The sequence below is a fragment of the Paracoccus yibinensis genome (assembly GCF_030846195.1).
GTDB classification, from domain to species: Bacteria; Pseudomonadota; Alphaproteobacteria; order Rhodobacterales; family Rhodobacteraceae; genus Paracoccus; species Paracoccus yibinensis.
Map to the genome: position 1 here is coordinate 24,506 of NZ_JAVCWH010000020.1, position 10,082 is coordinate 34,587.

13 protein-coding genes and 1 pseudogene are annotated in these 10,082 nt (G+C 64.3%); 7 read left to right on the top strand and 7 right to left on the bottom strand.

Translation table 11 applies throughout. The annotated features are described in order from the left end of the window. Positions 1-17: 17 nt before the first annotated feature. From RAH32_RS19350 to RAH32_RS19370, 5 genes are read right to left on the bottom strand one after another with little or no spacing between them, the layout of a single operon-like run. The gene (locus tag RAH32_RS19350; protein ID WP_306610060.1) at positions 18-188 is read right to left on the bottom strand and encodes a hypothetical protein; all 171 of its coding nucleotides are present in this window, start codon (positions 186-188) and stop codon (positions 18-20) included. Continuing rightward, on the bottom strand, positions 185-388 hold the full coding sequence (locus RAH32_RS19355) for a hypothetical protein (protein WP_306610061.1): 204 nt from the start codon (positions 386-388) through the stop codon (positions 185-187). The genes RAH32_RS19350 and RAH32_RS19355 overlap by 4 nt, the downstream gene beginning before the upstream one ends. 4 nt (positions 389-392) lie before the next feature. Further along, positions 393-1,580, bottom strand: a complete 1,188-nt coding sequence (locus RAH32_RS19360; RefSeq protein ID WP_306610062.1) for a zinc-dependent alcohol dehydrogenase — start codon at positions 1,578-1,580, stop codon at positions 393-395. Further along, complete coding sequence (locus RAH32_RS19365; protein WP_306610063.1) at positions 1,580-2,197, bottom strand: SRPBCC family protein; 618 nt, start codon at positions 2,195-2,197, stop codon at positions 1,580-1,582. The genes RAH32_RS19360 and RAH32_RS19365 overlap by 1 nt, the downstream gene beginning before the upstream one ends. A gap of 51 nt (positions 2,198-2,248) precedes the next feature. Then, positions 2,249-3,184 (bottom strand): manganese catalase family protein, encoded by a 936-nt coding sequence (locus RAH32_RS19370; RefSeq protein ID WP_306610064.1) that lies wholly within the window; start codon positions 3,182-3,184, stop codon positions 2,249-2,251. Between the two features lie 283 nt (positions 3,185-3,467). Here RAH32_RS19370 and napE point away from each other — a divergent pair, with 283 nt between their 5' ends. Genes napE through RAH32_RS19400 form a run of 6 tightly spaced genes read left to right on the top strand, consistent with a single transcriptional unit; the run spans position 3,468 to position 8,060 of the window. Further along, on the top strand, positions 3,468-3,653 hold the full coding sequence (napE, locus tag RAH32_RS19375; protein WP_306610065.1) for a periplasmic nitrate reductase, NapE protein: 186 nt from the start codon (positions 3,468-3,470) through the stop codon (positions 3,651-3,653). Between the two features lie 3 nt (positions 3,654-3,656). Then, on the top strand, positions 3,657-4,163 hold the full coding sequence (locus RAH32_RS19380; RefSeq protein WP_306610066.1) for a ferredoxin-type protein NapF: 507 nt from the start codon (positions 3,657-3,659) through the stop codon (positions 4,161-4,163). Next, the gene (locus RAH32_RS19385) at positions 4,156-4,425 is read left to right on the top strand and encodes a chaperone NapD (protein ID WP_306610067.1); all 270 of its coding nucleotides are present in this window, start codon (positions 4,156-4,158) and stop codon (positions 4,423-4,425) included. The genes RAH32_RS19380 and RAH32_RS19385 overlap by 8 nt, the downstream gene beginning before the upstream one ends. Next, positions 4,410-6,917: a periplasmic nitrate reductase subunit alpha gene (gene napA / locus RAH32_RS19390; protein ID WP_306610068.1), complete on the top strand. Its 2,508-nt coding sequence runs from the start codon at positions 4,410-4,412 to the stop codon at positions 6,915-6,917. Before RAH32_RS19385 ends, napA begins: the two co-directional genes overlap by 16 nt. Beyond that, positions 6,917-7,375: a nitrate reductase cytochrome c-type subunit gene (locus RAH32_RS19395; RefSeq protein ID WP_306610069.1), complete on the top strand. Its 459-nt coding sequence runs from the start codon at positions 6,917-6,919 to the stop codon at positions 7,373-7,375. Before napA ends, RAH32_RS19395 begins: the two co-directional genes overlap by 1 nt. A gap of 1 nt (position 7,376) precedes the next feature. Further along, positions 7,377-8,060 (top strand): NapC/NirT family cytochrome c, encoded by a 684-nt coding sequence (locus RAH32_RS19400; RefSeq protein WP_306610070.1) that lies wholly within the window; start codon positions 7,377-7,379, stop codon positions 8,058-8,060. A gap of 82 nt (positions 8,061-8,142) precedes the next feature. Here the strand turns inward: RAH32_RS19400 and RAH32_RS19405 are convergent, their stop codons facing one another. Both RAH32_RS19405 and RAH32_RS19410 read right to left on the bottom strand, forming a co-directional pair. Next, complete coding sequence (locus RAH32_RS19405) at positions 8,143-9,177, bottom strand: extracellular catalytic domain type 1 short-chain-length polyhydroxyalkanoate depolymerase (RefSeq protein WP_306610071.1); 1,035 nt, start codon at positions 9,175-9,177, stop codon at positions 8,143-8,145. Between the two features lie 20 nt (positions 9,178-9,197). Further along, positions 9,198-9,614 (bottom strand): CopG family transcriptional regulator, encoded by a 417-nt coding sequence (locus RAH32_RS19410; RefSeq protein ID WP_306610072.1) that lies wholly within the window; start codon positions 9,612-9,614, stop codon positions 9,198-9,200. Positions 9,615-9,984: 370 nt separating this feature from the next. On the opposite strand from RAH32_RS19410, the pseudogene RAH32_RS21595 reads away from it, so the two are divergent. Next, positions 9,985-10,082, top strand: a pseudogene (locus tag RAH32_RS21595) (threonine/serine dehydratase); the annotation flags it as partial.

Consider the following 10,082-nt stretch of genomic DNA (forward strand, 5'->3'; position numbering starts at 1 on the left):
CCGGTTCCGTGCGCCTTTCAGGGACGGGCGCCTGCGTTGATGGCGGGGGGATCCTCGGTTACCTCGGAGGCGTGCCACAGGTTCCGGCCCAGGAAGATCACCACGACAAGGGCGACCAGGATCGCAACAACTGCGATCCCGGCCCGGCCCAGACGCCGGGGACCGGGCCTGGGCGCCTGGCCCGTCATGACAGCGCCCAGATCGCGCCCAGAATGACCAGCAGGATCATCGCGACAGGCCAGATCAGCACCTGCCAGGCCAGCCTGTTGCGCACGGGCGCGGTGGCGCGGACGTAATCGGTATCCGAAGGCTCGCCCGCGGCGCCGGCGGATCGGTCGATGGGACCGGCCTCGGTCGTCTTTTCGCCGTCTTCTGTGGTGCTGGGCATGATCCTAGATCCCTTTTGCCGCGCCGGGCGTCAGGACGACCTTGGTCCATTCGTCCTGCTTGCCATGGAAGTTCCTGTATCCGGTCGGCGCATCCTCCAGCGACAGCCGGTGAGAGATCAGGAAGGTCGTGTCGATCTCTCCCTCCAGGATGCGGTGCAGCAGCTGGCGGGTGTATTTCTGCACATGCGTCTGGCCGGTGCGGATTTGCAGACCCTTTTCCATCAGCGCGCCCACGGGAAACTTGTCGGCCAGGCCGCCATAGACACCGGGGATCGACACGCGCCCGCCTTTTCTGACCGCCAACAGCGCCATGCGCAGCGCATGGACATTGTCGGCGCCCATGCCGATCTTCTGCTTCAGGGCGTCCATGATCCTGTCGGGGGCAAAGCCGTGGCTTTCCATGCCCACCGCGTCGATCACCGCGTCGGGACCGATGCCCCCCGTCATCTCCATCAGGGCCTCCAGCACATGCGTCTGGGTATAGTCGATGACCTTGGCGCCCAGCTTGCGCGCCAGGGTCAGGCGGCCGGGGTAATGGTCGATGGCGATCACCTGTTCCGCCCCCATCAGCAGCGCCGACTGGATCGCGAACAGTCCGACCGGCCCGCAGCCCCAGACGGCCACGGTGTCGCCGTCCTGGATGTCGGCGTTCTCGGCCGCCATCCAGCCGGTCGGCAGGATGTCGGACAGGAACAGAACCTGTTCGTCGGACACGCCGTCCGGCACCACGATCGGACCCACATCGGAAAAGGGCACGCGCACATATTCCGCCTGCCCGCCGGGATAGCCGCCGGTCATGTGCGAGTATCCGAAAAGCCCGCTCATCGGGTGGCCGTAAAGCAGTTCGGACGCTTCCTGCTTTTCCACCGGGTTTGAATTGTCGCAGGCCGAGAACTGCCCTTGGCCGCAGAAGAAGCAGGCCCCGCAGGAGATGGTGAAGGGCACCACCACCCGGTCGCCTTTCTTCAGCGTGGATTTTGGTCCCGTCTCGACCACGCGGCCCATGAATTCGTGGCCCAGGATGTCGCCGGGGACCAGTCCGGGGATCACGGCGTCGTAAAGATGCAGGTCCGATCCGCAGATCGCGGTCGCCGTCACCTCGATGATGGCGTCGCGGGGATTGACGATTTCCGGGTCGGGAACGGTATCGACGCGGACATCATGCTTGCCATGCCAGGTCAGTGCGCGCATCAGTCTGCCTTTCGGTTGGCCGAGGTGGCGATCTCGCCGGTTTCCAGAAGCATCTTCAGCCGCTTCAGATCCTGCTTGCCCCGGATCTTGGGATCGGTGCCGCGCAGCCGGGCCGCCCATTGGCCGACGATGCCCGCCTGGGGGCGCCAGGCGATGTGGGCCTCGACCTCGGTTCCGCGCCCGGCGGGGGCGTCGCGCAACTGGACCTTTGCCTCGATCTCGACTTCGGCGCCGTCCACGGATCGCCAGGCAAGCGCCTCGTCGCGGCGATCCTCGACCAGGCGGGTCTCGATGGACAGATGCCCGTCGGGGGTGTCGATGACCCAGGTCACGTCGTCGCCGTTGACATGGACGGCGGCGAGGCCTTCCATAAAATCGGTCAGGTGGTCGGGGTTGCGCCACATCTCATAGATGCGGCTGCGCGGCGCCTTGATCGTGACGGTGCGGCCCACGACCTGATAGCCGCCAAAGCTGGACTGTCTGGCGGTTCGGCCCGGCGCGCTGTCGGGCGGGCGCCTGGGGCCGGACTTCATGGCAGTCCCGACGGCCAGTCCTGCGCCAACGGACAGCGCAAGAACGGTGGCCACAAGGGGCAGGTCGGGGGAACGTCGGGTCATCCGGGCCTCCTTGGAAAATGCGGCCACCACGTCCGGCGGCGGCCGTAAGGGTCAGCGCGACTTCTGGTAAAGCTTGGCCGCGATTTCGAACATCTCCTCGGGGGCATAGTCGGGCGTGAAGGCCGAGGGCACGCCCGTCAGGTCGTGAATCTTGCCGCCCTCGGGCATTCCGTCCACCACCTCCAATTCGCCCGGAGGATCGTCAGGCAGGGCGGTTTCCCCGCCGCCGCCCCAGATGCCGCGCATCTCCTCGTAATCGTTGGGGCTGAAGGTATAAAGGCGGCGGTGCGATCCTTCGGCCAGGTATTTCTGGCATTCGGGGATATTGCCCAGCGGGATGTTCGGCGTGGGCAGGAACTTGTCCAGATCCACCCCCGTCAGCTTCTTCAGCGCCAGGGCATAGGCATGGGCATGGACCGATCCGCGCACCAGCAGGTATCCGCAGACCTCGCGCCCGGTGATGTTGGCATCCGTCAGCGATTCATAGACCCGCAGCTTGTGCAGCCGCGCGCCGCATTCCAGGTGGAAGTTGTGCAGCAGATCCACGATCACGTTGCCGGTCGTCGTCACCATGTCCGCGTTCCAGGACATCGAGTTCGAATTGACCGGAACCGCACCCCCCGCATGGCTATAGAACGAAGCGGCGGACCGGATGTCCTTCATCTCCTCGAACGGCGCCTTCGAGATGTCGCCGCCATCCCCTTCGTCCCCGCCGGGCTTGTCCGGCCCGTTGGCCAGCATGGCCACGCCGTTGCTGACAAGCTCGACATGGCCCAGTTCCTCGGCCGTGATCGCGGCGACAAGGCTGTAGAAGGGGCGCAGCTTCGATTTGCTGCGAAAGTTGAAGCTTTGGAACATGTAGTTCCCGAGCGTGGACATTTCGCCGTATTTTCCCCCCAGCAGTTCCTGCAAGGCGGCGGCGGCATTCGGATCTTGTCGCTTGGGGGCGGGCAGTTCGACTTGCAGCTTATCGACGCGCAGGAACATGGACGTTCTCCGGGGATGAGGGATGCGGGGAGGAAACACCCTCCACCCGGATCCGTTCCCCCCAGCCGGGCCAACAAAGGTTAACCGTCTGGCTGCGCTGCCATGGCCACGACTGCCGGATGCGCGGCTTTCCGGCCTGGTCAGGTGATCTGGTTGGGTTCGATTTTCCTGTCGAGAAATTTTTCCTCAAGAACTCTCGTCACAGTTGAATTGCGGCATGGACTCTTGTTACCTGTCAGGACAGACAGCCGGACGCCATCAAACTGCAATCCAGGAGGTAGCAATGTCGGACAGACATGCCACCGAACCCGAAAAGCGAAGACCGACTCGCCGCGGAGAGATGGCGCAGTTCCTGCTTCTGGCTTTTGGTATCTGGCCGATCGTTGCCGTGGCTTTCGTGGGGGGCTACGGCTTTCTTGTCTGGATATACCAGATGATCGCCGGACCCCCTGGCCCGTCGGGGCATTAAAACATGCCTGCCAGTCCCGGAATATCGAGACGGAACCTGCTGCGCGGCATGGCCCGCCCGGCACCGTTTCTGCCGCGCCCGCCTGGGGTCTCGGTCGCATCGCTGGCCGCCTGCACCGGCTGCGGGGCCTGTGTCGATGCCTGTCCACAGGCCATCCTGGCTCTGGCGCCGGGGGGCGTGGTGCTGAGGCCGGAAGCGGGTGAATGCGTCTTTTGCGGCGACTGCGCCGCCTCCTGTCCCGAAGAGGTCTTCTTGCCGGGCGGGCCTATGGGCCACGTCATGCAGATCTCGGCGGACTGTTTCGTTCATGCCGGCATCGCCTGCATGAGCTGCCGGGACGCATGTCCCGAACAGGCGATCGCGATGCAGCCCCGGATCGGCGCTCCGTTCCTGCCGCGGATCGACACGGCCTCCTGCACCGGCTGCGCGGCCTGTTCGGCATCCTGCCCGGCCGACGCCATTATGGCCGTGAAAAGGGAAACCGAGGAAAGAGAGGTCGAGGATGCCTAAGCCACGCTGGCATGTGTCATCCGCCGTCGTGACGGTCACCCAGGACGCGATGGCCGAGGTCCGCGACCTGATCGCGCGGCTGGAGGGCGTCGAAATCCATGGGGGTGACGCCACCCGGCTGATCGTCACCATCGAAGGAAAAAGCACCGGAACGCTGGGGGACCGGCTGACCGAGATCAATCTGATGAAAGGCGTTCTGGCGGCCAGCATGGTCTTCGAACACGCCGAGGAGACGGAGGAAATGCCATGCCCCTTGACCTGACCCGGCGCCAGCTTCTCAAGGCGCATGCTGCCGCGCTTGCCGCATCCGCCGCGGGGCTGCCGCACCAGGCCCTGTCCCAGCCCGTTCCGGGCGGCGTCGAGGCGCTGAAGATCCAGTGGTCCAAGGCCCCCTGCCGGTTCTGCGGCACCGGCTGCGGCGTGATGGTCGGCGTCAAGGAAGGCAAGGTCGTCGCCACCCATGGCGACATGCAGCACGAGGTCAATCGCGGCCTGAACTGCGTCAAGGGCTATTTCCTGTCCAAGATCATGTACGGCGCCGACCGGCTGACGACCCCGCTGATGCGAAAGACGAACGGCCAGTTCGACAAGAACGGCGAATTCGAGCCGGTCAGCTGGGACGAGGCCTTCGACGTCATGGCCGAAAGGGTGAAGAAGGTCCTGGCCGAAAAGGGTCCCGAGGGGATCGGTATGTTCGGATCGGGCCAGTGGACCGTTCTGGAAGGCTATGCGGCGACAAAGCTGATGCGGGCCGGGTTCCGGTCGAACAACCTCGATCCCAATGCGCGTCACTGCATGGCCTCGGCCGCCGTGGCCTTCATGCGCACCTTCGGCATCGACGAGCCGATGGGCTGCTATGACGATTTCGAACATGCGGATGCCTTCGTGCTGTGGGGATCGAACATGGCCGAGATGCATCCGATCCTGTGGACCCGGCTGGCCGACCGCCGCCTGGGCACGCCGCACGTGAAATGCGCGGTCCTGTCCACCTTCACCCACCGCTCGATGGATCTGGCCGACATCCCGATCGTGTTCAAGCCGGGCACCGACTTGGCGATCCTGAACTATATCGCCAACCACATCATCCAGACCGGGCGCGTGAACCAGGACTTCGTGGACCGGCACACGGTCTTCAAGAAAGGCGCCACCAACATCGGTTATGGCCTGCGCCCCGAACACGAACTGGAACTGGCCGCCACCGGTGCCGGCAATCCCGGCCTGATGGAGGACAGCGATTTCGACGCGTTCAAGGAACACGTCTCGACCTATACGCTGGATTACGTGAGCGAGCTTTCCGGGGTCGAGCCGGGTTTCCTGGAGGAACTGGCCGAAATCTATGCCGATCCCGACAGGAAGGTCATGTCGCTGTGGACGATGGGGTTCAACCAGCATGTCCGGGGCGTCTGGGCCAACCAGATGATCTATAACATCCATCTGCTGACCGGAAAGATTTCGGAACCGGGCAACTCTCCCTTCTCGCTGACCGGCCAGCCTTCGGCTTGCGGCACGGCGCGCGAGGTCGGCACCTTTGCCCACCGCCTGCCCGCCGACATGGTGGTCACGAACCCCGAGCATGTCGCCCATACGGAAGAACTGTGGAAACTGCCGCACGGGCTTCTGAACACCAAGCCGGGCTTCCACGCGGTCTTGCAGGACCGGATGCTGAAGGACGGGGTGCTGAACTTCTACTGGATCCAGGTGAACAACAACCTCCAGGCCGCGCCCAATTCCCAAAACGAGACCTACCAGGGCTATCGCAACCCCGACAACCTGATCGTGGTGTCGGATGCCTATCCGACGGTGACCGCGATGGCCGCAGACATCATCCTTCCGGCCGCCATGTGGGTCGAGAAGGAGGGCGTCTATGGCAATGCCGAACGGCGCACCCATGCCTGGCACCAGCTTGTCGATGCGCCGGGCGAGGCGCGGTCGGATCTGTGGCAGCTTGTCGAATTCTCGAAACGCTTCACCACGGACGAGGTCTGGCCCGCAGAAATCCTTGAAGCCCATCCCGAGTATCGCGGCAAGACCCTGTTCGACGTCTGCTTCGCCAACGGCCAGGTGGACCGATTCCCGCTGGAGGACCTGCGCGAGGATTACGCGAACCAGGAGGCCAGGGATTTCGGCTTCTACATCCAGAAGGGGTTGTTCGAGGAATATGCCGCCTTCGGACGCGGGCACGGCCACGACCTTGCCCCCTATGACGTCTATCAAAGCGACGACGTGCGCGGCCTGCGATGGCCGGTGGTGGACGGCGAGGAAACCCGCTGGCGCTTCCGCGAGGGCTATGACCCCTATGTCAAGCCGGGCAAGGGGGTCGAATTCTATGGCAACCCTGACGGCCGGGCAGTCATCATCGCCGTTCCCTATGAACCGCCCGCCGAAAGCCCGGACGAGGAATTCGACATGTGGCTGGTGACGGGCCGGGTTCTGGAACACTGGCATTCCGGTTCGATGACGATGCGCGTGCCCGAGCTTTACAAGGCCTTTCCCGGCGCCAAGGTCTTCATGAACGCCATCGACGCCCGCGAGCGTGGCCTGAACCAGGGGATGGAGGTGCGCATCATCTCGCGCCGGGGCGAGATCCGCAGCCGCGTGGAAACGCGCGGCCGCAACCGGATGCCGCCTGGCGTGATCTTCGTGCCATGGTTCGATGCCAGCCAGCTGATCAACAAGGTGACGCTGGACGCGACGGACCCGATCTCGAAGCAGACCGACTTCAAGAAATGCGCCGTGCGTGTGGAGCGGGTGTGATGGGACAGATCCGCCTTTCGCTTGTCCTCGCCGCCTGTTTCGCCGCCAGCTTCGTCATGGCGCAGAACGTGCCCGAACTGTCCGGGCCGCAGCCCGACCCCATGGAGTCGGTGTCGGCCGAGCCGGTGCCGCGGTTTGTCACGGACGACGTGCGGCAGATGCGGGCCTATCCCGAACAGCCCCCGGTGATCCCCCATTCGATCGACGGCTATCAGCTGTCGGTCAACACCAACCGCTGCATGTCCTGCCACACGCGCGAGATGACGGAAGGGTCGGGCGCGCCGATGATCTCGATCACCCACTATATGACGCGCGAAGGGCAGATGCTGGCCGATGTCTCGCCGCGGCGGTATTTCTGCACCCAGTGCCACGTGCCGCAGGCGGACGCGCCGGCTCTGATCGAGAACACCTTCACCGACATGTCCGAGATGGGCGCGACCGGCACCGGGAGGGAATGACATGCGCCGGATCCTGCAACCCTTCCGCTGGTTCTGGCGCGTCCTGTGGACCCCGGCGGGCACCCTGGGTCTGGGTTTCCTGACGCTTGGCGGCTTTGTCGGCGGCGTGGTGTTCTGGGGGGCATTCAACACGGCCCTGGAATTCACCAATACCGAAGGCTTCTGCATCTCGTGCCACGAGATGCGCGACAACGTTTATGAGGAGATGTCGCACACGGTCCATTATTCGAACCGGTCGGGCGTGCGGGCGGGGTGTCCCCAGTGCCATGTGCCGCATGACTGGACCGACAAGATCGCCCGCAAGATGCAGGCCTCGAAAGAGGTCTGGGGTTCGATCTTCGGCACCATCGATACGAGGCAGGAGTTCCTCGAACACCGTCTGGTAATGGCCAAGCGCGAATGGGCGCGGCTGAAGGCGAATGACAGCCTGGAATGCCGCAACTGTCATTCGGCCATCGCGATGGACCTTGGGCGCCAGGCGCCGCGCGCAGCCGAGATCCACACCAAGTATCTTCTTTCCGGCGAGCGCACCTGCATCGAGTGCCACCAGGGTATCGCCCACGAACTGCCGGACATGACGGGGGTGGATCCCGGCTGGACCGTGCCGCCGGAACTTCAGGGAGAGGTACTGCCAGGGATGACGGAAGCGGAAGAGGTCAGAAGCTATCTGGGACAACTGCCCTGAGCAGGGGATCGCGGCTGGACCCCCTTCGGGACATGACCCGGGCCAGCCTGAAGCGTATCGCAGGCTGGCCAAGGCAGGGGCGTCAATGCGCGGGCTTGTTAAGGAAGAAGCGCACCATCTCGGCACTGGCATCGGGTCCTTGGGGGTCGGTGTAGGACCCGCCGGGCCTGCCGCCCGACCAGGCATGTCCCAGACCGTCTATGACCCAATGTTCCAGAAGGACGCGGCCGTCCAGGAGGGCGGTGATCTCGCGGCTGAAACCACGCGAACCGATCCTGCCGGTCTTTCGCTCAAGCACGGTCTGGTCAGGTCCCGAGGCAAGGGTGGCTGCGGCGATCCGCTCTCCGTTCAGGGGGTGGACCGTCTTGTCGGCGCTGCCGTGGAAGACGATGGTCGGCGTGGGTCTGATGTCCCGGCGCGGCGCGGTCTGGCCCGCGTCATTGCCGCTCATGGCGGCGAAGGCCGAAGGCACGTCCCTGGCGGCGCCGAAAGGCAGGCCGGAATGGGCGCCGACCGCGGCGAAAACATCGGGATGCGTCTGGCCCAGGATCACGGCCATGGCCGCCCCGGCGGAAAGACCCGCCACGAAAATCCGGTCCCGGGGCACCTTGTGGCGGCCCGCCAGGTCAAGCGCCATCTGCGCCAGGATCTCCGGCTCGCCCCGGCCGCGGCGCTGATCGCCAGTGCTGAACCAGTTCCAGCAGGACTGGGCGTTCTCGCCGCGCGACTGATGGGGATAAAGGATGAGCAGCCGGTGTTCTTCGGCCAAGGCATTCATGCCCGTCCCTCGCGCGAAATCGGCTGGGGTCTGCGTGCAGCCGTGCAGCATGACGATCATGCCCTGGATGCCCTTGTCGGCCGAGGCAGGCACATAGGCCATATACTCCCGGCTGCCGGCCGGGCATGAAAAGCGGTCGGTCGTGATAATGGCGCCCGGCGGAATCGGATCGGCGACGGGATGTGCGCCCGGAGGGGCAAAGGGCGGCTGAAAGCCCGTGATCTCGCCCGGAACGCTAAGGCCATGCTGGGCCAGGGTGCGCTGCACGAGATCATTCGGCCCTTGAAGCCGCAGTTTGTCGATCGCCTGGCGCAAGGCGCCGACGTTGAAGGTCTTCATCTGTCTTTCCTTTGCAAGGACTAGAGAATACGGTCGGCCAGGGCCTTCCTGACGTCAGGACTGGCCTGCAACGCGCCCAGGACAGAGATCGAACCGATCGTGGCCCGTGCAAGTTCCGGTGTGACATCCGGGGCAAACCGCGCCAGGCCGACCACCTTCACATGCAGCACTTCGCCCGCATCTCGCGTGGCCTCAAGCTCGGCCCTGCTGAAATCCCTCAGGCCCATGTCCATCATGTGACGGTCGATCGACCGTGCGACGATATCGCGGTGGCTGTCCAACTGGTTGCGGATCGCCGTGCGGATGAAGTCGCTGCGGTTCGAATAAAAGCCTTCCTGGACCAGAAGATCGATGCGGCCAAGATCGACATAGCCCAGGTTGATCGTGATCTTTTCTGTTTCGGGTGCCCTGTCCCGAAGGGAGCGTATTTCTGCCATGATCATTTTCCATCCACATGGATGGTATATGGATGGAGAACGGTGTTGTTCAAGAGGGGATCCTGGTCGTGATGCGAAAAACCGGTGGGCTCCAGAAAGGAGAGCGGCCTGTCCTGGGCGTTCTTTCCGGCACATCTCCTCGGCCCCTGATTATGGTAACTGTAGAAGCAGAGCAGTCAGCCGGAACGATGGCCGTCGCGGGGGCCTCTTACCTCCTGTCTTCGCGGGCCGGATTCCTCTGGCGATCCTTGCCGCGTCATGGTGTTCCGATGCGGCCTTCATCCTGGTTTGCAGCACCGTTTCGGACAGTGGGTCATCTCCGCTCCGAGGAGGCTGATTTGTGGCAAGCACACGCCGACCCTGGCAAATAGCCACGCGCCGGGGGATCCCGTGCAACGTGGTGATGCCGCGCACGGCGCCGCAGGCCAAGAAGGACACGGTGCGCCGCTATGGCGGCGTGATCACCGA